The organism is Membranihabitans maritimus, from assembly GCF_021729145.1.
In the GTDB taxonomy this organism is placed as follows: domain Bacteria; phylum Bacteroidota; class Bacteroidia; order Chitinophagales; family Saprospiraceae; genus Membranihabitans; species Membranihabitans maritimus.
In genome coordinates this window covers 308,507-331,624 of record NZ_JAJSLW010000004.1, presented here as the reverse complement: position 1 = coordinate 331,624, position 23,118 = coordinate 308,507, and the positions used below count along the sequence as shown (strand labels likewise).

Here is a 23,118-nt window from a genome sequence, read left to right as displayed (position 1 = left end):
AAACAAGACATTTGTTTTATAACTGCCTATTATCTTTTTTAGTTCACGATTCTCAACTTTTTTTAAAGTACTCAACCGTTTTTTCCAATCCTTCCCGGACTTTTATATTTGGTGAATAGTCCAATAGGGATTTTGCTTTGGAAATGTCTGCCAAGCTGTGCGGGATGTCACCCTGGCGCTCCGGGCCGTGAATAGGGGAAATATTTTTTCCGGTAATTTCATTTAGTAATTTCCAAATTTCAGATAATGTAGTCCGATAACCACAAGCTATATTGTATACCTGGTTAATGGATTCCGGACGGGTGGTGAAGAGTGCTTTGATATTGGCTTGTACAGCATTGTCCACATAGGTAAAATCCCGGCTAAAAGACCCATCGCCGTTTATTGTAGCAGGCTCATTATTCAACAATGCCTGAATAAATAAAGGCAATACGGCTGCATACGGTCCATCAGGACTTTGATTCGGTCCAAAAATATTGAAATAACGCAATCCAATCATTTCCATTCCGTAAAGGGATCCAAAATTATCGGCATATAACTCTGCTGCTTTTTTAGTCACAGCGTATGGTGACAGAGGGCGTCCCACACGTTGTTCAACTTTCGGCATTGTTTCTTCATCCCCATAAACCGAAGAACTGGAGGCATAAACAACCCTTTTAATGCCCTGGTCCCGGGCTGCGGTAAAAATATTTAAGGTTCCCTGAATATTGTGGTCATTGGTGGATATAGGATCTTTTACAGATCTGGGAACAGAACCTAAGGCCGCCTGGTGACAAACAGCATCTGATTTTTTACACAATTCCTGGCACAAATCGATGTCCCGGATATCCCCATTGGCAAAGTGTACTTTTTTGTGATGTCGGAATTCCTCAATATTTTTTTTATAGCCCGTTGATAGATTGTCCAGGATTATAATGGAGTCAATATCACTATTGTCGATTAGGGTACGGGTTAAATTTGAACCAATAAAGCCGCAACCGCCTGTCAAAAGTAGTTTCATAGATGTAATAAAGTTATATTTTCAATTTGATGAAGTTTTATCACCAATTATATAGGGTGAAGGGACTGAGCTTTAAATGAAATTGGTTTAATCAGTTAAAGTGCCCCTTTACCTTTAATTGATTTATTTCTTTATTCAAGGGAAGGATTCTGCTTTTACAATCTTGCCGGAACATTGGCTTTGTCCCAAAAACCTTTCACATCATAGAGCACTGCTTCTTTTTTGGCTTTTGAGATATTAATAGTGGCAAATTCCCTATGGGCTACACACAATATTATGGCTTTATAATGTCCGAGATCAGGTTGTGCATTGAGCATTTCTACCCCAAGAACATTTTTTACTTCTGATGGTGAAGCCCAGGGGTCGTAGATATCTATATCGAGTTCATAGTCCTCTAATTCGCGATAAATATCAATAGCGCGTGTATTCCTGATATCCGGGCAATTTTCTTTAAATGTAATGCCCAGCATCAATACTTTAGCTTTTTTTAGAGAAAAATCTCTACTTATCATTAGCTTAATAACTTCTTGCGCAACAAACCCGCCCATTCCGTCATTTATCCGTCTACCGGCCAATATCATTTCCGGATGATAACCGACTTCCTGCGCTTTTTGCGCCAGATAATAAGGGTCTACCCCTATGCAATGCCCTCCAACCAAACCTGGTCGGAAAGGTAAAAAGTTCCATTTGGTTCCGGCTGCTTCAAGTACTTCAAGGGTATCTATATGAATGCGATTGAATATTTTTGCCAGTTCGTTTACAAAGGCAATATTGATATCGCGTTGGCAATTTTCAATCACTTTAGCAGCCTCTGCTACCTTTATACAGGTTGCCTTATGTGTTCCTGCAGTAATAATGGTTTTATAAAGAGCATCAATTTTTTCTGCTGCTTCCGGTGTTGAACCGGAAGTAACTTTTACGATTTTCGTTAATGTATGGTTTTTGTCACCCGGATTTATTCTTTCGGGGCTATATCCTACATAAAAATCTTTATTAAAAATTAAGCCTGATTCTTTTTCCAGTATTGGGACGCATATCTCCTCAGTTGCCCCCGGATACACTGTTGATTCGTAAACTACGATATCCTCTTTTTTGAGATGTCTGGCAAGCATGGAGGAGGCAGATACCAGTGGAGTAAAATCCGGTTTATGGTGTTTGTCTACGGGTGTAGGAACCGTAATTATGAAAAAATTACATTTTTTTAGGTTGGTTTCATCATGGGTAAGGGTGAGTCCCTTTTCACCCTGGTTTTGTACGGATTGTAAGTCTGTGTCTTCTACCTCCAGGGTTGAATCATGGCCGCTTTGTAATTCTTTTATTCTATTCCCGTTAATATCAAATCCCAGGACAGAATATTTTTTGGCAAATTCAACAGCCAGGGGAAGGCCTACGTATCCGAGGCCAATAACTCCGATTTTTGTCATAAATTTTAATTTTTGATCACGCGGGGGATACAGGGGTGTATTTGTCTAGCACAAAATGATCAGCAAATATTTCGACTTCTTCTTTAAGTGACTGGTATATCCAATCTTCATTTTTGAGATTGGAGTCCAGTATTTCCAGACTTGGTACTTTTTGCCCCTGGTTAACGTATATATATTCAAGACTAGGGATTATAGACTGGAGGATACTCCTTATATCATTTATACTCATATTGAATTGGACCATATTGTGAATATTGAATCCTTTTCCGGTATGTGTATGCAGAAACTGAATGAGTGCCCGGGTCAGATCTTCAAGCCGCATGAAGGGTCTTTTTTGTTCGCCGTCTCCAAATATTTTTATTTTTCCGTAGCAAAGGGCTTCAAAAATAAACCTATTGATGACAGAGTCTAACCGGACGGTCCGATTGTACCCATAAATATTGCCAACCCTGAAAACTTCTACTTTTATTTTGCCGGATAACAGTTGTATAAACTTTTCCGCTTCCCTTTTTGACTTTCCGTATGCATTCATAGGATTGGGTTCCATTAACTCATTTTCTATATTGTTGAAACCATATACCGAAGCGGTACTGAGAAAAATAAATTTTTTAACCCGGGTATTGTTTTCAAGGCACTGAACCAGGTTGGCAGTACCCCATAAATTGATTTGTTCGTATTTTAGACTGTCTTCGTGGCTAAATGGTGATTTTACGACCCCGGCCAAATGGTACACAACATCAATTTCTTTCAGGACTCTCGACAATTCAATATGATTGAGAATATCTCCCTGAATAAAATGTACTTTATTTAATTTAACACCATTAAAAAAGAATCGGATATTATTGTGTGAACGATTGTCATAAACGATAATTTTGTCGACATCGGGATGTTGATTTAGTTGGTCTACCAGCGAAGTTCCCAGGTATCCAGCCCCTCCTGTTACCAATATATTCATAGTGGTTGAAAATTATTTGTACGAATATACATTATTAGATGAATACAAAATAGCAATTCAATTAGTAAGCATGATTATATAACCGCTGTTTACATGTCAGGAAAGGTCGGTATGTAACCCACATTCTGTTTTGGTTTGTCCTTGCCATCTTCCTTGTCTTCCCAGCTCGTCAACCCACGAAACAGTGCAGGGTACACATCCTATGGATTTGTAGCCGACATCGTGTAGTGGGTGCTTAGGTAAATCAAATGCATTAATATAATCGTAAATCATTTTATTGGACCAGTATAGCATAGGGTGATATCGGATAATTCCATTATTTGTTTCCATTACCGGTTCGAAACCAGCCCGAACTTTCGATTGGTCCGCCCGTACCCCATTGATCCATACATCGTATTCTTTAAGCACTCGATCCATAGGAATGACTTTATTGAGATGGCAACAATAGTCCGTATTAGAATTATAGTAAAAAAGACCGTTTTCGTCCATTTGCTGCGAGTGTGGAATATCTGACCGTTCCACCCGTACATTAATACCCAGGGTCTCAACTAATTCTTCCCTAAATGCTTTAGTCTCCGGAAAAAGAAAGCCCGTATCTAAAAAGACAACCTCAATATTTTTATCAAATTCCGAAAGTATATGCAATAATGGTACAGACTGAGTCTGAAAAGAAGAACTGCTTACCATTGTCATATGGTGAGCTTGAAATGAAGCTAACTTCGTGTGAATGGATTCAATATGTTCGCGGAATTCTTCCTGTTTCTTTTTCATTCTGTATTTCCTTCAATTACCAAGGTAATCAAATCCTCTCAAAAATGTTCACGGGCCTTATCATGTATCTTCGTACATAAGGTCATTGTAAGTTTTGGACAAAAATAATATGATCGAAATTAAAAAGACCCCTATTACGGATCCTAATATTATACTGATCAAAAGGCTTTTCCTATCTGTTCTAAGTGGCAACATTGGTGTATCAATGATCGTGAAAACGGGACGAATATTGTCGAGTCCAAACCGCGCCGTTTCCAAATTCTTTACGACTTCAAAATACATTGTACGGATAATTTGAACATCCATACTGAGGTCTCTTTTTTCTACATTGTCCTTTTGGTAAATAGTCCCGAGACTCCGGTCGTTTTCGACAGCAAGGTTGATTTGCCTTCGTTTTAGAATTCTTTCCAGGCTATCCCTTCTTGCTGTTAATTGGTCTACCGTCTCCTGCGACTTGGATATAGATTGCAGAATGTAAAAGTTGCTGAGTATTTCATAAATTTTTTCTGCTAATAGAATTGAAAGTGCGTTTTCCGGGGTCGTGGTCTGCATGGAGAGTATTTGGGAAGTTTCATCAAAAGTAAGTGAAAATACCGGGTCGGATCCCGATGAAATCATCCCGTACAACCTCTTGAGCATTGCTTTTTGCTGAAGGGGTAGTTTGGCGGCAATATTCGAATCAAAATGTATGGATTCCCCTTCATTCCATTCCTCTTCCAGGTTAAATGCTCTGATTATATGGTGGGCGAGCAAGTCTTTTTGGTCTTTATAGGATACGGAGTCCAGAAGAACATCAAATAGTATCTTTTGTGATTTACTAAGCTGAATGATTTTCTGGTAATTAAAACCGCCTCCGGAACCGGAAGAAAGCCCAAAGCTGGCAAGGGCTGAAGAAATGCCCCCTCCGCTTTTCCCCTGGTCTTCATTAACTACAAAAGTAAGATCTGCTATGTAGTTAATTTTTTGATTGAAAATAACAATACCTCCGATCATCCCACCGACAATAATACCAAAAACCACCCAAATCCACTTTCGGCCCAAATACCGAAAGTAGTCTCTCGTCTTGAGGATTACATCGCGAAGTGTCACCTCATTTTCGGGGAATTGGTTATAGTTTGAAGGTCCTCTTTCAGTCATCTAAATTATTTATCATTAATCCTATCCAGTAATAAAATTGCAGTCAAGGTACTGGTCAATAACGCTGTGGTGGCAGAAACCGTTCTAATAACCTCGTTCCAGTCTACTTCCTTCTTCGGTTCAGGGGCAGGTTCTTCTTCCTGTTGAACCTCGGGAGGTTGCATTGAAATCAGAACTTTACTACCCTCTAATACCTGGGGATAATTCCTGAAGAACAAAAAGCTTTTGGTTCCTTTGATACGGCCATTGGGGTATACGACTTTTACTGATTTGCGGTTTGCATCTTCAGCAAATCCCCCGGCATAATTTTTGACATACCACCCGGCTGATTTTCTTCCGTCAAAGTTTACATTTATAGCATTGTTTTCAATCAGCGTGTCTTGAAGAAATTCCCGTGCCCTTGTTCCAGTGGTGCGAATAGAAACCAGGCTTTCGAGCCGAGGAATGCTGATTATATCCCCTTCTCTCAGGACCATATTTGTTTTATGATTTTCTTTTTTCAATGCCTTGTCGAGTGAAATTACGACTATTCCATTAATATCTCCCTGTGATCGAACCAGGGTAGCACCACTGGGGAATGCATCCGGACTCAATCCACCAGCTCTCTCTACTATATCTGTGAGTTTTTCAGGTTTTTCCATAAGAACATATGGCCCAGGGTATTTGACCCTCCCATTAATTTGAACGACTTCTTGTAACCTGTAATCAGGAATAGTCCTGACGATAATAATATCAAAAGGCTCGAGTTGGAAGTTTTGATCCGTAGCATCGATCATGCTTCCCTGAGGATCCAACTCAATGGAACGAATAATGGTACGGGGAGTGCCGTTATCGGCAAACTCTATACGATAAACGTCTACCCGTTTGGGGTCGGCATCAAGTTGTAGGCCACCACCCATCAAAAGGGCGTCTTTGACAGAAAGTGTAGAATCATATACAAAGGTATTGGGTGTATTGACCGCACCTAGAATAGAAATTTCAAACTGATTGATGAAGGTCTCCTGATTGTATATTCGGAATTCATCACCCGGTTTGATTTCGATGGTTTCTTTCCCGTTCATCAAAGCCTGGACATCAATCATCCTGTATTCTCTTTTTTTCCGATTGATGGTATCCTTCCTGATCAGCATACCATATCGATTAGCCTGAGGCGTCAATCCTCCGGCATCCATGACCATGTCCCTGAAGTTGAGACTTGAGTCATAAATAAATGTCTGTGGGTTGCGAACCAAACCTGCGAGCTCAACGGTATATTGCTCTTCAAAATATTCCACATTGTACGCAAATATACTATCTCCGGGGGAAAGGGAAATGTTGTAATTCGATTCCGGGTTGTTGACGGCTTGTTCTAAGTTTACGGTAATAAATTCCCTTTTGTTGTTATTGGATAAATTTTTTCGAGTTAAAATACCTTTGCCTGTTGCGTTTGGTTGTAAGCCACCAGCCATTTCTACCATGTCAGAGAGTTTGACTTCGGCTTCCGGTTTGAAAAGTTCTTTCACTTTCTGCCGTACAGCCCCTGCAATTACCAAATTCCTGTTTTGGTTAACAAACTTTCTTTTATTATAAATCGTAATGCGATCCCTGGGTTGAAGTGAAATATCAGTTTCTGACCCTTCGAGAATCGCCTGTGGATTTGTCTTCAATAATTCAACCGAGCCATCATTGTTGGTTCTAATAATGTAGGCAAGGTCTGTCCTTGCTTCTTCGCGAAAGCGAGCTTTTCGCAATACCTGCGACAGGGATTGATTTTCCTTGGTGGAATAATTGCCTGGAAATACAACCGCTCCTGAAACAGATACAAAAGACTTAAATTCATCGGGGATGGTACTAATGGTGATAATATCGCCATTTTGGATTTTAAAATTACTGTTGCCGCTAAGTATTTCATCTAAATTAACTTCGAGTAATTCCCTTTCATTCGCACCCTGGCGGTTGATCCTTATAAGTTCAGTTCGGGCATTACTGCTAAGCCCCCCTGCAAACTTGACTAATTCTTTTAAATTCTCTCCCTCTTTTAGCTCATACATCATCGGTCTTTTAACCGCTCCTCTTATGGTTACTACTTTTTGACTAAATGGGACATAAATCATGTCGTTGTTGTCAAGTGCAAAGTCAAATCTTACTGTCGGATTAGTCAGAAATTCATAGACATCAAGTTCCTTTACTTCATTGTTGTCTTTCATTAATTTAATGTTCCGCACTGATCCATTGGCCGTAGGACCTTTACAGGCTACCATGGCATTAAAGGCCGTGTTCAGCGCAGAAATGGTATATGACCCGGGTTGTGCCACCTGACCAAAAATATTGACGGTAATGGTTCGGGCTGTATTCAAAACGACAGAGAACTGTTCTTCAAGGAAAGTATACCGCAAACTAAATCTTTTGATTAATAATTTTCGCGCCTGTTCTATGGAAAGTCCCTTAAGGAAAATTTTAGGCATTTGCTCGGGGTTAATGGAGCCATCTTGAAGTATGGTGTAATTGAAGTCAGCTTGTGACCTGCCAAAAATAGATACTCTCAGTTGATCTCCCGCACCCAGTATGTAATTAGATGGAGCGGGAATGTCATCAGCACTTCTGTATAAGGATAATTCGGAGCCAGTGAATACAGAGTGCCCGTATATATTTGTGAGGTTTACCTTTTCTTCTTCAATAACCTCAGAAGTGGTCTCAGATAACGCTTCCTTGACAGAAGCTCCTTCCGTTACTTTATTTTGTATTTCCTCACTCTTTTGCTCAATGGCCTCCTGGGTAGTTTGCCCTGTTTCTTCGACTACGGAATCCTGGTTGGCTTTTTCCTTTTCCATTTCTGCCACAATCTCTTCCAGTGCTGTTTCCAATTCCGGTAATTGTTCGGGGGTTATATTATCCAGGTCGAACCCACGGGCTTCAAGACGATTTTTGACCTCTTCTTCATCGAGTCCCCGGGCCCGGATTTCCTGTTCTGCCAGATTTTCTGTTTGTTCAGGGATATCCTGGGCAAATGTATAATTTACGGACGCAAATCCCATAACCAGGTATATAATCAAATATCTAAAAGACATATTTATACTTCTTTATATTGCTGTTGGTAATATTCCTGATAACTTCCATCAATGACATTGCTGAGCCACTCATCGTTGGATAAATACCAGTCAATGGTTTTTTCAATACCTTCTTCGAATTGAAGAGAGGGTACCCAACCCAATTCAGTTTCTATTTTAGTGGCGTCGATAGCATACCTCAAGTCATGTCCGGCCCGATCTTTCACATAGGTAATCAATGCCCTCGAAGTTCCTTTTTTTCTTCCCAGTTTCTCATCCATGGTATCACATAAAACCTTAATAAGGTCGATATTGGACCATTCATTATGTCCACCAATATTATAAGTTTCCCCTAATTCACCTCTGTGAAATACCGTATCAATTGCTTTGGCATGGTCTATAACATATAACCAATCGCGTACGTTTTCACCTTTACCATATACCGGTAGTGGTTTTTGGGTTTTAATGTTATTTATAAATAATGGAATTAACTTTTCGGGAAACTGATTGGGCCCATAATTATTTGAACAGTTGGAGAGAACAACGGGCATCCGATAAGTATGATGCCAGGCTCTAACCAAATGGTCAGCACTTGCTTTCGAAGCTGAGTAAGGACTCTTCGGATCATAAGCAGTGGATTCTTCAAATAAGCCCTTGCCCAGCTCTAATGAGCCATATACCTCATCTGTAGAGACCTGATAGAATAAGTGACTATCAGTGTTGGATTTTTCCCATGTTTCCTTAGCCACCTGTAACAATGTGGCAGTACCCAAAACATTTGATTTTATGAAGACTAAAGGATCTGAAATGGAACGGTCTACGTGAGATTCCGCTGCGAGATGAATAACATGGGAAATGTTTTTCATGTTGAAAATTTCTCTCATTTTTCCCAAATCAGTTATATCAGCGTGGATAAATTCATAATTCGGAGCACTTTCCAGGTCAGCTACATTATGTAAATTCCCGGCATAGGTAAGAGCGTCAAGGTTGTACACCATGTACTGGGGATATTTGTTGACAAATTGCCGTACAACATGCGAACCTATAAATCCTGCTCCTCCGGTAATCAAGATATTTTTCTCCATTAAGATTAAATTTTAATAGTAACGCTTTATTTTAAAATTGATTATAGTTTTACAATTCGATTAGACAGGAGAAAATTAATTTTATCCCATTTTCTAAATACTCGAAATTCGAATTTGTAGCTATGTCTAAAGGGCATGATTGCTTAAAGGTCTAATAAATAATGATACCTGGGTACTCTTTATTAAAAAGCTTCCCCAATTCGCTGCAAGTACTTCCCATAACCACTTTTTAATAGTGGCTTGGCTAATTCCAATAGTTGATCTTTATCAATGAATCCCATTCTATATGCAACTTCTTCAATACAACCGATCTTGAAATCTTGCCGATGTTCAATAACCCTGACAAATTCGGAGGCATCATGAAGGGATTCAAAAGTACCTGTATCCAGCCAGGCTGTCCCCCTGTTCATAACAGCTACACTCAATTCATTTCTTTCAAGGTAAGCTTTATTGACATCTGTGATCTCATATTCCCCCCTTGCAGAAGGTTTTAAATGTTTAGCGATTTCAATTACCCGGTTATCATAAAAATAAAGTCCGGGTACCGCAAAATTAGATTTTGGGTTTTTGGGTTTTTCCTCAATTGATTTTACTTTATGATTTTCATCAAAGTCTACGACTCCGTATCGTTGGGGATCTTTTACTGAATAGGCAAAAACGTACGCTCCTTCTACATCATTACAAGATTGTAATAATTTGCTCAATCCGCTGCCGTAAAAAATATTATCGCCGAGGACTAAAGCAACTTTATCCTCTCCTACAAATTCTTCGCCAATTACAAAGGCCTGAGCAAGTCCGTTAGGAACTTCTTGAACGGCGTACTGGAAATGGCACCCGAGACTTTCACCTGACCCCAATAAATTTTTAAAAGCGTTATGGTCTTCTGGTGTCGTTATAATTAATATGTCTTTTATCCCTGCCAACATCAATATAGATAAGGGATAGTATATCATTGGTTTATCATAAATAGGCATCAACTGTTTAGAAATGGCTTTGGTAATGGGGTAAAGTCGGGTTCCCGAACCTCCGGCTAAGATAATCCCTTTCATTTTCAAATTCTTTTTTGGTGATCAAACATGGCTCCGCCGTCCATATGTCGAATCAACTTATGGAAAGTTATAAATAATAAATTTTTCAAAACACTTTGATTAATAATAAATTGTGTTTTGCTTTTGCAAAATCTAAAATATTGACTTTGCGATATCTTATTATATTTTGAATTTAGTAATTCAAAATATTTAGATCGTTTAATTACCCTTCGCAGCACCTTATTTACTATGCTTTTTAAGCAACTCAAGGTAATAATTTCAAATCAAGATTGACCGAATTTGTTACTACAAACAAATTTATGAACGCAAATGAATTGTGAAAATTTCTGCAACTATAAGTTTTAATTCATTTGGTTATTTCTGTTCCTTTTGAAGGAATGTTCTCTGGGCGGGAAGCATAAAATAATATGGTTGTAAAAATGACCATTGTTCCGATAAGGATGGCCAAAAGAAAATTAATATTAAGATTTTGGAGTGATAACACCATATATATAATTAGGGCATTAAATGCTGTAAGAATTACCGAAGATACCATATGGGTAAATCCTGCGTCAACCATCATATGGTGAATATGTTGCCGGTCAGCAGTAAAAGGGGAGCGCCCTTTAAGAATTCGAATAGAAAATACTCTTAAAGTGTCAAAAACGGGGATAGCGAGAATACCGATTGCTACCACCGGGGCAGAATGTATGGCAAATCTGGATTCATCAATAACGTTGTTTACTTCAATAAATTGAATGCTCAAAATGGAACATATCAACCCGATGAACAGGGCACCTGTATCTCCCATAAATATTTTGGCCGGTGTCATATTATAATACAAAAAAGCGATGCAGGCACCTGCGGTGCTAAATGCTATTAGTGATAAGGCAAGGTGGTCAACCAGAAAAAACCAGGCGGACATAAAGCTTGTAATCAAAACAGTAATGCAGCCCGTCAATCCATTTATTCCGTCAATTAAATTAAATGCATTAATAATTAATAATATCGTGACCATACTAACAATAAAACTAAACCAAAACGGTATTTCGTAGATTCCGAAAAGGCCGTGAAAACTGGTTAACCTGATGTTGGACTTGGTGACTAAAATGATGGCAGCAAAAATTTCCCCTGCAAACTTTTTTTTCGGACTTATAGGTACAATATCGTCTTTTACCCCAATCAGAAATATTATGGTAAAGGCACAAAGTATATATTGCAAGTCTCCAAATAAATTAAAAGGGGTCCAGAGAACAATAGAAAATAACACCCCCGCAAAAATAGCAATGCCTCCGAGGGATGGAGTTATCTCGTCATGACTTCGACGTTCTCCCGGCATATCTACAAGTTGCTTTATTTTGGCAACTTTAATAATAGAGGGAATGGCGTAGAAAGTGACAACTAAGGCTGTTATAAAACTCAATATGATGTCATACATATTTTCTCGGTTGGGCTCAAAATTTTTAATTTGTGGTACCAATTCTCAATATCTAAAAAAACCTCTTTTAACCACAATAATGAAGTAGATTTTATTTACAAAACATTAGAACTGAAATTAAACGGTCTTATTTTGTTTTTGACCTTTATTAAGACAACTTACAGGTAAAAGAAAAATATTACAATAGAGATGACCAGGTCTGTTTTTTCCCGAAGGTAATTTTTAATAAAGGCATTAGACTTGACGATTTGAGCACGTACCGTATTTACGGATATTCCCAATCTTTGGGCTATGTCTCTATTCTTGAGGCCGTCGATTCTACTCAAAGTATACACCTCTTTACATCTTTCAGGCAATTGATCTACCGCTTCCTTGGCAATTGAAAAATATTCGTTGAATATGATGTCATTTAACGAGGAAGGATTGGCCTGATACAGGTCTTCCTCGACGAATATCTTTTTGATTTTGTATTGGTTGCCGGCAGACTTAAGGTGGTTAATGCATTTATTCCTGGCTATGGTATATATATAATTATCTATATTTTTATTTTCGTTGAGTAATTTTCTGTTCTGCCAGACTTTTATAAATACGTCCTGAGACAGTTCCTCTGCTTCCTCTTTTGATTTACAAAATGAGTAACAAAATGAGATTAACCGATTGGCATACATGTCTATCAGACGATTGAACATGACGTAGTTTCCGGCCTTTATCCCCAATATGATATCGCGTTGTAGTTTATTCTTCATCATAGTTGGTGATTTCATTTCGAATGAAAAAACAGCTATTGATCTTTTAAAAATTTAGTGTATAAGATTTTTGAATCATAATCAGTATAGTGAATATAAGATTTGTTTTGCATCCATAATAGTATAGTAGGGTCATTTTTATCTTTGTATTTAGGAACAAAAGGCCTTACGTTATCGAATTCCGAATTTCTGGTAACAGGGGTGAAAGACCAATTTTTCCCAAAATTATAAGTTTCCCCTCTGGATATTTCAAATATCCCGTCGACAACGTGCGAAAAGTAAATGATGTTGGGTTGAGAAGGATCAATTGTCAATCCCCCTGAATAGTTTAATTCCCGTTGTCTTTCGCCATGTACGTCTTCCGGAAACCAGGGACCCGAATAAATGATTTTGTGATCTTCCCACTCAGCCCCGGTATATACGGCGTAGTGATAATCGTGTTGTTTGACCCTGGGATAACGGGAATAAGCTATTACGGGCCTTCCTGTATCGTCTACTGTGATATCAAATATCCATGCTCTTCCTGTTTTTTCTGTGGCTTTGTATACCATTGAAGCATCTTCTGGATGAAAAGGGAGTTCTTCAACCGTGCAGATCTTATCTCCATTGGCTTTCCAAAAAGCCCCCTTTTCATAGTAACAATAGTAAACAGAGTTTAATGGTTCTACGGCCGGGTGGCCATCGGTAAAAATCAAGTGTATTTTTGATCCCCCGTCTGAGTAGTACTTTACGTAAGGTCTATTGTTGGTGTCCAGATTTTTGGAAGTAATCACTACCTGGGGATCAGACCATGTAGTGCCGTTATCAGTAGAAGTAATCATATTAGGTTTGTATCCTATCCACCTGCCAAAAGCGTACAAGGTATTGTTTTCTTGAGATAACCGGAAAGGATTAGCATAGGTATACGTTTCACGTACATATTTTTTTACGAGTTCGTCAGTGCGGGGTTTGAAGATTATATTATTTCCGAATGAATTTATATCCAGTGGCTTAGTAGTAGTATTTCTAATAACACCATTATTCCCTCCATGCCAGGTATACATGGTCAGAATCCTGTGGTCGGGTAATTCGATGAATGCCGGATTGTCGTGGTCATCGACCTGTAATTCCGGGTATAAAATTTTTGAATCTGTCTGATCGGAATTAAGATCAATACTGGCTACCTCGATATCTCCTTCTGCAGTGACCCAACCGGTAATGATCTTTTCGTGTTCCGGACCTGCATAAATAGCTCTGGGGTCACTAAACCAGCACCAGGCACCATTTTCAGTGAGTGTTTGAATCTTTTGGCTTTGCCCGGAGACAGATATTAGTAAAAAAAATAATAAAGTGTATACGTTTACATTGACCATCTTATTAAGAGAATTAGTGTTTAATAAATTGTGAAACTAATATAAAAAATAGATCGGTAACGTTACCGAGTTTTGATTAAATTTTTAATTTTATTGAAAATTGAATTATGGCGATGCATCTACGGATTTTTTTGGGGGGAATATTTTTCCTTTTATGTGTTCCTGCTGGAAAATGCCAGCAGTCATCTAGCTTGTCAAAAAAGGAAATCTGGAAAGAGATTGACACTTACTTTATTCCTCCGGAAAAATTGAAAAGCGAATTTGGGGATTTCAGGTCTCCGCTTCAATTTTACGATGGGGAAAGTGTGGGGACCGCGAAAGAATGGGGGGATAGAAGACGTGAAATTAAGGAGCAATGGATGGAAATGATGGGAGAGTGGCCGCCTTTTATCAAAGATCAGGAATTTACAATTACCGAAAGTCAACGCAGGGAAAATTTTATTCAACATACAGTTACATTCAAATGGACACCAAATGAAACCACAAAAGGGTATTTATTGATTCCCGATGGTAAAGGAAAGCGACCTGCAGTGATTACTGTATATTACGAACCGGAAACAGCCATTGGAGAAGGTAAGAGTCCACACAGGGATTTTGCTTATCAATTGGCAAAAAGAGGTTTTGTGACTCTTTCGTTAGGAACAAGTGAAGCTTCTGAAGCCAAAACGTATTCCCTCTACTATCCCAACATAAAAAATGCGGAAGTGGAACCGCTGTCGATGCTGGGATATGCTGCTGCAAATGCCTGGTATGCCTTGTCCAAAAGACCTGAAGTAGATTCTGATAGGATTGGTATAATGGGGCATTCTTTTGGCGGGAAATGGGCAATGTTTGCGTCGTGTTTATTTGATAAATTTGCATGTAGTGCCTGGTCGGACCCCGGAATAGTTTTTCAAAACGATCGACCGAGTATCAATTATTGGGAGCCCTGGTATCTTGGATATCATCCAAAACCATGGCGTGAAAGGGGCCTTATTACCAAAGAAAATCCGGCAGAAGGTTTGTACCCTAAGCTCATCCGGGAAGGATACAATCTCCAGGAATTGCATGCTTTATCGGCACCACGGCCATTTTTGGTATCGGGTGGTTCTGAAGATCCTGTAGAGCAGTGGATTCCTTTGAACCATACCCGGAAGGTAAATGAATTATTAGGATATGAAAATCGCGTGGCAATGACCAATCGTCCTGATCACTCTCCGAATGAACAGTCGAATTCGGTTATATATTTGTTTTTTGAGTATTTTTTAAAATAGAAATTATGTATTATATATTTGAATGGTTGTAAATTTCATTGTATTTAAAGTTGAAAAAATAATATGAGGGAGATCGCTCTTTTTTTAATTTTCCTACCTTTTATAAGTTTTTTTTCCTGTAAACCTGAAACGGGAAATAATACGGACTGGTCTCATTATTTAGGGAGCCCTTTGAGGGATCACTATTCTCCATTGTCTGAAATCGATACAAGTAATGTTACAAAGCTCAAGAGGGCCTGGGAATACCATACCCTGGATTCTGGAGAAATTCAATGCAATCCAATAATCGTTGATGGTGTGTTGTTCGGGACTACAGCCACATGTGAGGTTTTTGCCCTGGATGCGGAAACGGGGACGGAACGATGGAAATTTTCCCCTTCTGATGAAAAGAGTTATTTGAGAAGCCGGGGGGTAAGCCATTGGAAAGAAGGAAAGGATTCTCGAATATTATATACATATGATGAGTGGTTATATGCTTTGGATGCCAAAACGGGTACCCCCATTGCATCCTTCGGTCAGGCCGGACGCATTAGTCTGAAAAGTGGCTTGGGGCAAAATATTGAAGATAAATACGTGAATTCAAGAACACCAGGTACCATTTTCAAAGATTTGATTGTTATGCCTATTGTTGTAAGTGAGAGGGGAAAATCTGCATCGGGGTTTATCCAGGCATTTAATGTAAAAACGGGGGCTTTGGCGTGGGTTTTCAGGACGATCCCACTTCCGGGAGAAGATGGACATGAAACCTGGCCGGAAGAAGCCTATAAGCATGATTTGATCGGAGGAGCTAATAATTGGTCTGGTATGTCTGTCGATAAAGTTCGGGAAATTATTTATGTGCCTACGGGGTCGGCAGCTTTCGATTTTTATGGGGGGAACCGACACGGGGAAAATCTGTTTGCGAATACATTATTGGCCCTGGATGCCAATACAGGTGAAAAGATTTGGCATTATCAAATTGTTCATCATGATTTGTGGGATCGCGACCTGCCTGCCCCACCCAATTTATTGACTATTGAAAGGAATGGAGAAAAAATTGACGTAGTAGCCCAAATAACTAAAACCGGATACGTGTATGTATTTGACAGGGAAACTGGAGAGCCGGTTTACCCGATTGATGAAATACCTGTTCCTAAATCGGAAATTGAAGGTGAAGCTGCCTGGCCTACTCAGCCCATACCACAACGCCCCCGACCATTTAGTCGTCAAACACTGACATCCAAAGATCTGAATTCATATTCAGAAGATTACGATTCCCTGTTGGCTGTATTTAATAGTGCCAATAATGGACCTTTTATACCTTTAAGCGAACAGCCTACAATACTGTTTCCTGGTTGTGACGGAGGGGCTGAATGGGGAGGGGCCGCAGTTGATAAGGAGGGTGTAATGTACGTGAATTCAAATGAAATGGCCTGGCTTTTTACATTGAGTAGAACTGAAGATAGTGAAAAATATGTGGGGCGTAGTCCGGGGGAGCAAGTATATAAGCTGAATTGTAGCTCTTGCCATTTGGAAGATCGTTCTGGTAATCCCGATAGTGGGTATCCATCCCTGGAAAATTTAAGTTCCAGGATGGGAAGAGAAAAAGTAACTAATATTATATCCAAAGGACAGGGCATGATGCCTGGATTTCCCCAAATTAGAGGTCTTGAAAAGCAGGCGTTGATTTCATTTTTACTAGACGAAGAAAAAGTAGAGGGGCCCATTATCGACAATGAGTTAGCACTTGAAGAAAAGCTTCCCTGGAAGTTTGATGGTTATAATAAATTTCTGGATAGTAAAGGAATGCCCGCCATCGCCCCTCCCTGGGGACAGCTTACGGCTATTGATCTGAACACAGGTGAACATCAGTGGCAAATACCCCTGGGTAATTTCGAAGGTTTGTCTGGAGAAAACAGTGCTCATACTGGCACAGAAAACTACGGAGGGCCGGTAGTGACAGCAGGAGGTTTGCTGTTTATTGCTGCAACCAGGGATAATAAATTCAGGGCTTACAAAAAGCGGTCCGGGGAATTACTATGGGAAACAAAATTACCGGCTTCCGGATTTGCGACCCCCAGTACCTACAGTGTCAATGGGAAGCAATTTGTAGTAATCGCCTGTGGGGGAACAAAGTTGGGCACAAATAAAGGTGACTCATATGTGGCTTATACATTACCATAGCACTTAGTGTATTATCGAAGGGTGTTCGTCGAAAAAAAGTAATTGTTTATCTAAAAATTTAAACAGTTTGTAAAATACTTGATCGATCGACGTTTATTATAGTACGATCTATTTCGTAAAATAATCAATTTGTTTTATTTTGGAAATATGATACCGTATTAGATCAGATTTATTTAGCAATATATTTAAACAAGTACTTAAAAACAGATTCATGTATTTTAATCATTTTGTTTACTTCCTATTGATACTTCCCATAGGTTTATTCGCCCAAAGCGACAAAAGTGGTCAGATAACTGGAAAACTTGTAAAATCAGAGGATGACACCCCTTTAGATTTTGCGACTGTATCGGTGTACAATTCAGCAGATACTTCGTTAATTAATTATACTCTGACAGAGGATGATGGGAGTTTTGAAATTGATCGACTGCCTTTGGGAACCGAATTACGTCTCATTATTTCTTATCTAGGCTATAAACCTGTGAAGGAGGATTTTATCTTACATGAAGATACTTCCCATAAAGAGTGGTCTAAAATCGGAATGGAAATTAGTGCCCAGCATTTAGAAGAGGTTCTTGTGGAAGCTGAGCGGCCTCCGATCATTGTAAAAAATGATACCCTGGAATTTAATGCAGCTTCTTTTACTACCCGCGATGGAGCAGTAGTGGAAGATCTGGTAAAGCAGTTGCCTGGAGTTTTTGTTGACAATGAAGGTAAAGTTTTTTTTAATGGCAAGGAAGTGAAAAAAGTACGGGTTGACGGGAATGATTTCTTTGGAGGAGACCCTCGAGTAGCGTTGAGAAATTTGACTGCTGATATGATCGATAAAGTCCAAATAGCTGATGATCGCGAAGAAGATCCTGAGAATCTATTGACAGAAGACGAAGTAGAAAAAGTCATAAACCTGAAATTAAAGAAGGAAGCAAAAATTAAGGCTTTTGGGAAGGTCTATGCTGGAGGTGGGACCCGGGATCGGTTTGAATTGGGAGGAATTGTGAACTCGTTCAGAGACACATTACAAGTGAGTCTTTTGGGATATTTTAATAACCTAAAGAAAACAAACCTCTCCATGGAAGAGGTGATGAGTTTAGGAGGTTTTGGCAGAAGAACTTCAATGCGTGTATCCCCGGACGGTGCATTTGGTATCAACGGGATCGATTTTGGTTCCTATGGAAATGGGTTACCAAAAGGGTTACTCGGGGGGACGAATATTAATTATACCCTGGGAAAAGCAAAACTGGATTTGCAATATTTCTATTCAGAAAATGAATTGGTTGGAGAGAAGAAGACGAACAAAGAACAGATTTTGAACAATGATTCTACTTTTTACTATGATGCCCTGAATAATACCCGTTCAAGAAGTATAAACCACAATTTGGGTGCAGGGATAAGATGGGAAATTGATACTATGACCCGATTTAATCTTAATATAGATTATAAAGTCTCCAATTCTGATAATCCGAGTACCAACAGCGAATTGACATACAATGGAGTGCAAGATTTACTCCAGAGCAATATAACTGAAGAGCGGCCACAAAGTGATAATAATTCCCTGAGTTCTTATATATATTTTAGTAGAAAGATGAATAATAAAGGGAGGTTGGTTTCTTTTAGAACATCATACAGAGAGAATAGAAATGTAGGAATGGTCTTTTCGGACTTTCAACGCATATTCTATGCAAACCCCGTTGATTCAATGTACCAATTTTTACAACAGAGAAATCAGGATCAATCAAGCCAGTATTTTAATAGTCATTTAAATTTTACAGAGCCTCTGATTGACAACTGGACGTTGAGTATTTCGGGATCTGTAAATTTACAAAATCAGCGGAATGATATTCTTACCAGCCAAAGATCGGAATCAATGGATCCCTGGATGGAAGTAGATGATTTGGGTAATTCGTTTAGGAGGAATGAAAAAATTTATGCAGCTGGGGCTAACCTACGGTATAGAAAAGATAAATTGCAGTTCTCCGCGGGGATAAATCATAACTGGTTGTCTTATAAAAATATTTTTTCAAATGATCTGGATAATATTAATGCTGAATTTGCCTATTGGTCTCCTTCTATGAATATCAGTTACGGTGGGTGGCGATTAAGCTATTATTATCAAATGAGAACTCCGCAGGTTAGTGAATTACATCCGGCCATCGATAATACCAACCCGCTTTATATACGCAGAGGCAACCCCGATCTGGATCCCTTTGAAACTCATTCTGTGTATATGAGTAATCATTCTTTTAAAGGGAAGTGGAGGTATACAACCTATCTTAACGGGCAACTTTCGGAAAACCCAGTTGTCTGGAGGACTAGTGTTGATAACCAGGGTGTTACAACCAGTGCACCTATTAATTTTGGTACTTCTAAAAGTTTGTATGGAAACTTTAGCCTGATTCGAAACGTCTCAATGGAAAATAGTAAAATAAACTTTAACCCCAGCGTATATTTAAATGGTAGATCAAGCCCTTTTATCATTAATAATAAGGAGGGGATAACGAATTCATTCAATGTGGGCCTTACAGCTAAAATAGGATATTCGTATAAAAACCTTTTTGATTTTTCTCCTAACTATCGTTTGAATTTTAACACTACGAATTACATAGATTTGGATTACAGGAATGTAAAATATCACAGTCATCAGGCAGGGGCTGAAATGACTCTTCATTTACCCTGGGGTATGAGCTTTGAGAATGATCTTTCCTACGTCTACAATCCGCAGGTTGGACCTGGTTTTGATAAAAGCCAATGGATCTGGCATGCAGCTATCAACAAAAAGATTTTAAAAAGCAATCGGGGCACATTGCGTATAAGCGCCTTCGATGTCTTGAATCAAAACACAGCCATTAGGCGGTTTGTATCTTTTAATACTATCACAGACCAGCAGGAACTTACCCTACAGCAATATTTTATTATGACTTTTATTTATGATTTCAGAGGTAAAAAGGAAGAACCAAAAGAAAAGGGAAGTAGTTGGTGGGATTTTTGGTAAAAAAAACCTCTTTGAAAAGAAATTCAAAGAGGTATCTCATTAAATTGTATTATTTGAAGTACTATTCTTGAACTACTTCGAAAGCAATATTTCCCTGTGCTTCCTTATGGAATTTAATCAATGCTGTATAACTTCCCAATGTCTTTACTTCTTCAGGCAATTCAATTTTTTTACGGGGAATTTCCGTATCCAATTGATCTTTTAATGCCTGGGCAATTTGAAGGGTCGTTACACTTCCAAATATTTTACCTTCAGCGCCGGCTTTTGCACCGATTTTCAGTATTTTTCCGTCAAAAGAATCCAAAACAGCCTGGTATTCAGAAAGTTTTTCCAATTCTTTTTGTTCTTCTCTTCTCTGAAGGTGTCCTAGCGTTTTTAAGTTCGATTTACTGGCAATAATAGCCAGTTCATTCGGAATTAAGTAATTTCTTGCATACCCTGGTTTTACAGAAACCACTTCGTGTTTGTCTCCTACTTTATCTACGTCTTTTAATAAAATGATATTCATGATTCGTAAATTTTAATACGTAAGTGATTATTTTAATAAGTCTGTAACATATGGTAATAACGCAAGATGCCTGGCTCTTTTTACCGCAACCGACAATTGACGTTGATACTTAAGTGAATTTCCAGTAATTCTTCTGGGAAGAATCTTGCCCTGCTCATTTAAAAACTTCTTTAAAAATTCCGGGTCTTTGTAATCAATATGCTTAATGCCATATTTTTTAAATCGGCAGTATTTTTTTCGTTGTTTCCCTATATTGGGGTTTGATAAAAACTTTATATCGTCTCTATTTGCCATTTTTTTTTAATTTTGAGTTTTTTAAATTACGCTACCTTATTTACTGTCTTTTGACGATTCATTGGAAGCACTTTTTTCCTTTTCCGATTTTTTCCCAATTAGACCTTTTCTTTTGTCATCGTTGTATTTGATGGCAAATTTGTCCATTTTCAAAACCAGATGACGGATAACGCGCTCATCGCGTTTAAGTGCCAATTCAAGTTTTTTAATAATTTCACCGTCTTCGGATTGAAATTCGATACTGTAATAAACTCCGGTAGACCGCTGTGCAATGGGGTATGCTAACTGCTTTAATCCCATATCTTCAACGTCGACTACCTTGCAGTTTTGACTTTTTAAGTGTTCTGCGTAGTTCTCAGATGTAGCTTTTATCTCATCATTTGACAAGACTGGATCTACAATAAATGTAACTTCGTATGTCCGCATGGATATCAATAAAAATTTGTAGCCCACATTATGCTCTTTTTTTCCATATGTGAACGCGGTTAATTAATTGGAGCGCAAAGATATAAATAATTTTTCAAGAAAAAAGGGACTCTCTTGTTATTTTACCAGTAAAGGTAATGCTAAAAGGTATTTGATAAGATTTTTTAGCCTCATCTTCTGGTATATCCAAGTAGGTGTAGCTCCTGTATTTTCAAATTATTCGCAACTAACAGTTCTATAGCTTCTTTTATTCCCGGACCCAACTAACGGGTAAATCGGGCTGGTAACTTCCGGCCAGTACAGGGTTTTGTTCCTTGCCGGTATAATTACTGACTTCAACTTTGATATAGTCATATAATTCCTGTATGGATACAATTTGGTCTCGATCGAAATCAGCTTCGCCCTGCAAACCTTTGATTAAGTAATGAGAAAAAATACCTTGTCTTAGCCCACTTGATTCCTTACTGAATTCTTCTTTTTTGGAAGATAGAAGGAATGCTGTGCTTCCTTCCCCTTGTCCCAATTTGTTATAAAAATGGTCCAGTGCGGAAATATCCAGGGTTCTGGATGCTAATAGACTGCCGCTGTAACAGGCATCAGCCATAAATAATTTTTGTTTAGCTTTGGAAGTTTCTAATTGTTGTTTGATAGAATAATAGGAGATCTTGTGCCGATATCCATCCGAATCTACAGGGAGATAATATCCATCAAGTCCATGTCCGGCAAAGTAACAGATAATAACATCATTTTCATCTGCTTTTTCTGTAATCTCATCAAGGGCGTTTTGGATGTTTTCTTTATTAGCACTTTCATCAATGAGAATTCGAATGTTCTTATCCGGGATGGCTCCGCCTTCCGGGCTTTTGAAAAAAGCATATATACGGTAAGCGTCATCATCAGAGTATTTGAGTGTTTTAAATTTTTCATAACGGGAAACACCCACAATGACTGCATAAATTTCTACATTGCCTGACGAAGGAGGTTGTGAAGGAATTTGCTCTTCTTGGGTGGGCGTTAATTTACCTTCAATCCAATTTCCGGAAACAATTTTTCCGTCTGATTTGGTTAAGACACCATATCCGTTAGGTCTATCATTTTTAAATATCCCCTGAAATTTATCGCCATTCGAAAAGTAGTAGATCCCTGAACCGTGCATGTAGTTGTTGAGGAATTCCCCATTATACCGTGCACCATTATCATATTTGATTTCACCCTCTCCAGATTTTTTCCCATGTTTCCATTCACCTTTATATACATTCCCATTGGAATAAACATACTTTCCTTTGCCATGGGGTTTCTCCTTAAAAAAATATCCCTGGTATATAGAACCATTTTCAAATTTGTATGCTCCTAATCCGGACTTGCAATCTCCTTGTATACATTGACCAATAGTAATAGCCGGCAACAGAATTGCCAGTGTAAAAAAGTATCCTCTCATAGTTTAATTTGATTAAAGTCAATGTCATTCCATAGTTTGAGGGTGTGTTCGTGTCAAAAAAATATAACCAAAGGCTGAGTTGCTATAT

General features: G+C 38.6%; 18 protein-coding genes. 3 read left to right on the top strand and 15 right to left on the bottom strand.

Translation table 11 applies throughout. The features are described from left to right. Nucleotides 1-52 precede the first annotated feature (52 nt). From LVD47_RS06690 to LVD47_RS06640, 11 genes are all read right to left on the bottom strand, one after another. Nucleotides 53-1,000, bottom strand: a complete 948-nt coding sequence (locus tag LVD47_RS06690) for an SDR family oxidoreductase (protein ID WP_236974789.1) — start codon at nucleotides 998-1,000, stop codon at nucleotides 53-55. A 155-nt stretch (nucleotides 1,001-1,155) separates the two neighbouring features. Next, nucleotides 1,156-2,424 (bottom strand): nucleotide sugar dehydrogenase, encoded by a 1,269-nt coding sequence (locus LVD47_RS06685; protein ID WP_236974788.1) that lies wholly within the window; start codon nucleotides 2,422-2,424, stop codon nucleotides 1,156-1,158. Nucleotides 2,425-2,440: 16 nt separating this feature from the next. Continuing rightward, on the bottom strand, nucleotides 2,441-3,379 hold the full coding sequence (locus LVD47_RS06680; protein WP_236974787.1) for an NAD-dependent epimerase/dehydratase family protein: 939 nt from the start codon (nucleotides 3,377-3,379) through the stop codon (nucleotides 2,441-2,443). A 96-nt stretch (nucleotides 3,380-3,475) separates the two neighbouring features. Continuing rightward, a complete protein-coding gene (locus LVD47_RS06675) occupies nucleotides 3,476-4,150 on the bottom strand; it encodes a phosphoadenylyl-sulfate reductase (protein ID WP_236974786.1) in 675 nt (224 codons plus the stop codon). A 60-nt stretch (nucleotides 4,151-4,210) separates the two neighbouring features. Further along, nucleotides 4,211-5,287 (bottom strand): hypothetical protein, encoded by a 1,077-nt coding sequence (locus LVD47_RS06670; RefSeq protein WP_236974785.1) that lies wholly within the window; start codon nucleotides 5,285-5,287, stop codon nucleotides 4,211-4,213. Nucleotides 5,288-5,292: 5 nt separating this feature from the next. After that, nucleotides 5,293-8,334: an SLBB domain-containing protein gene (locus LVD47_RS06665; RefSeq protein ID WP_236974784.1), complete on the bottom strand. Its 3,042-nt coding sequence runs from the start codon at nucleotides 8,332-8,334 to the stop codon at nucleotides 5,293-5,295. A 2-nt stretch (nucleotides 8,335-8,336) separates the two neighbouring features. After that, on the bottom strand, nucleotides 8,337-9,398 hold the full coding sequence (rfbB, locus tag LVD47_RS06660) for a dTDP-glucose 4,6-dehydratase (RefSeq protein ID WP_236974783.1): 1,062 nt from the start codon (nucleotides 9,396-9,398) through the stop codon (nucleotides 8,337-8,339). A 182-nt stretch (nucleotides 9,399-9,580) separates the two neighbouring features. Further along, nucleotides 9,581-10,447 carry a glucose-1-phosphate thymidylyltransferase RfbA gene (gene rfbA, locus LVD47_RS06655; protein WP_236974782.1) on the bottom strand — a complete coding sequence of 289 codons (867 nt, stop codon included), beginning with the start codon at nucleotides 10,445-10,447 and terminating at the stop codon, nucleotides 9,581-9,583. Between the two features lie 346 nt (nucleotides 10,448-10,793). Further along, nucleotides 10,794-11,864 (bottom strand): glycosyltransferase family 4 protein, encoded by a 1,071-nt coding sequence (locus LVD47_RS06650; protein ID WP_236974781.1) that lies wholly within the window; start codon nucleotides 11,862-11,864, stop codon nucleotides 10,794-10,796. 158 nt (nucleotides 11,865-12,022) lie between these two features. Further along, nucleotides 12,023-12,613: an RNA polymerase sigma-70 factor gene (locus tag LVD47_RS06645; protein ID WP_236974780.1), complete on the bottom strand. Its 591-nt coding sequence runs from the start codon at nucleotides 12,611-12,613 to the stop codon at nucleotides 12,023-12,025. A 32-nt stretch (nucleotides 12,614-12,645) separates the two neighbouring features. Then, nucleotides 12,646-13,962, bottom strand: a complete 1,317-nt coding sequence (locus tag LVD47_RS06640; protein ID WP_236974779.1) for a BNR-4 repeat-containing protein — start codon at nucleotides 13,960-13,962, stop codon at nucleotides 12,646-12,648. 107 nt (nucleotides 13,963-14,069) lie between these two features. Here LVD47_RS06640 and LVD47_RS06635 point away from each other — a divergent pair, with 107 nt between their 5' ends. From LVD47_RS06635 to LVD47_RS06625, 3 genes are all read left to right on the top strand, one after another. After that, complete coding sequence (locus LVD47_RS06635; protein WP_236974778.1) at nucleotides 14,070-15,215, top strand: S9 family peptidase; 1,146 nt, start codon at nucleotides 14,070-14,072, stop codon at nucleotides 15,213-15,215. A gap of 63 nt (nucleotides 15,216-15,278) precedes the next feature. Further along, nucleotides 15,279-17,378 (top strand): outer membrane protein assembly factor BamB family protein, encoded by a 2,100-nt coding sequence (locus LVD47_RS06630; RefSeq protein ID WP_236974777.1) that lies wholly within the window; start codon nucleotides 15,279-15,281, stop codon nucleotides 17,376-17,378. 211 nt (nucleotides 17,379-17,589) lie between these two features. Next, nucleotides 17,590-20,364 carry an outer membrane beta-barrel protein gene (locus tag LVD47_RS06625; protein WP_236974776.1) on the top strand — a complete coding sequence of 925 codons (2,775 nt, stop codon included), beginning with the start codon at nucleotides 17,590-17,592 and terminating at the stop codon, nucleotides 20,362-20,364. 61 nt (nucleotides 20,365-20,425) lie between these two features. Here the strand turns inward: LVD47_RS06625 and rplI are convergent, their stop codons facing one another. The 4 genes from rplI to LVD47_RS06605 form a co-directional block, all read right to left on the bottom strand. After that, nucleotides 20,426-20,872: a 50S ribosomal protein L9 gene (rplI, locus tag LVD47_RS06620; protein WP_236974775.1), complete on the bottom strand. Its 447-nt coding sequence runs from the start codon at nucleotides 20,870-20,872 to the stop codon at nucleotides 20,426-20,428. 27 nt (nucleotides 20,873-20,899) lie between these two features. Further along, nucleotides 20,900-21,166, bottom strand: coding sequence for a 30S ribosomal protein S18 (rpsR, locus tag LVD47_RS06615; protein WP_236974774.1), 267 nt, complete (start codon nucleotides 21,164-21,166; stop codon nucleotides 20,900-20,902). Between the two features lie 36 nt (nucleotides 21,167-21,202). Beyond that, the gene (rpsF, locus tag LVD47_RS06610) at nucleotides 21,203-21,619 is read right to left on the bottom strand and encodes a 30S ribosomal protein S6 (protein WP_236974773.1); all 417 of its coding nucleotides are present in this window, start codon (nucleotides 21,617-21,619) and stop codon (nucleotides 21,203-21,205) included. A gap of 220 nt (nucleotides 21,620-21,839) precedes the next feature. Continuing rightward, nucleotides 21,840-23,030, bottom strand: coding sequence for a caspase family protein (locus LVD47_RS06605; RefSeq protein ID WP_236974772.1), 1,191 nt, complete (start codon nucleotides 23,028-23,030; stop codon nucleotides 21,840-21,842). Between the last annotated feature and the right edge of the window lie 88 nt (nucleotides 23,031-23,118).

Coding starts and splice junctions, on each gene's coding strand:
- LVD47_RS06690 (WP_236974789.1), bottom strand. CDS start 1,000: ATGAAACTACTTTTGACAGGCGGTTGCGGCTTTATTGGTTCAAATTTA.
- LVD47_RS06685 (WP_236974788.1), bottom strand. CDS start 2,424: ATGACAAAAATCGGAGTTATTGGCCTCGGATACGTAGGCCTTCCCCTG.
- LVD47_RS06680 (WP_236974787.1), bottom strand. CDS start 3,379: ATGAATATATTGGTAACAGGAGGGGCTGGATACCTGGGAACTTCGCTG.
- LVD47_RS06675 (WP_236974786.1), bottom strand. CDS start 4,150: ATGAAAAAGAAACAGGAAGAATTCCGCGAACATATTGAATCCATTCAC.
- LVD47_RS06670 (WP_236974785.1), bottom strand. CDS start 5,287: ATGACTGAAAGAGGACCTTCAAACTATAACCAATTCCCCGAAAATGAG.
- LVD47_RS06665 (WP_236974784.1), bottom strand. CDS start 8,334: ATGTCTTTTAGATATTTGATTATATACCTGGTTATGGGATTTGCGTCC.
- rfbB (WP_236974783.1), bottom strand. CDS start 9,398: ATGGAGAAAAATATCTTGATTACCGGAGGAGCAGGATTTATAGGTTCG.
- rfbA (WP_236974782.1), bottom strand. CDS start 10,447: ATGAAAGGGATTATCTTAGCCGGAGGTTCGGGAACCCGACTTTACCCC.
- LVD47_RS06650 (WP_236974781.1), bottom strand. CDS start 11,864: ATGTATGACATCATATTGAGTTTTATAACAGCCTTAGTTGTCACTTTC.
- LVD47_RS06645 (WP_236974780.1), bottom strand. CDS start 12,613: ATGATGAAGAATAAACTACAACGCGATATCATATTGGGGATAAAGGCC.
- LVD47_RS06640 (WP_236974779.1), bottom strand. CDS start 13,962: ATGGTCAATGTAAACGTATACACTTTATTATTTTTTTTACTAATATCT.
- LVD47_RS06635 (WP_236974778.1), top strand. CDS start 14,070: ATGGCGATGCATCTACGGATTTTTTTGGGGGGAATATTTTTCCTTTTA.
- LVD47_RS06630 (WP_236974777.1), top strand. CDS start 15,279: ATGAGGGAGATCGCTCTTTTTTTAATTTTCCTACCTTTTATAAGTTTT.
- LVD47_RS06625 (WP_236974776.1), top strand. CDS start 17,590: ATGTATTTTAATCATTTTGTTTACTTCCTATTGATACTTCCCATAGGT.
- rplI (WP_236974775.1), bottom strand. CDS start 20,872: ATGAATATCATTTTATTAAAAGACGTAGATAAAGTAGGAGACAAACAC.
- rpsR (WP_236974774.1), bottom strand. CDS start 21,166: ATGGCAAATAGAGACGATATAAAGTTTTTATCAAACCCCAATATAGGG.
- LVD47_RS06605 (WP_236974772.1), bottom strand. CDS start 23,030: ATGAGAGGATACTTTTTTACACTGGCAATTCTGTTGCCGGCTATTACT.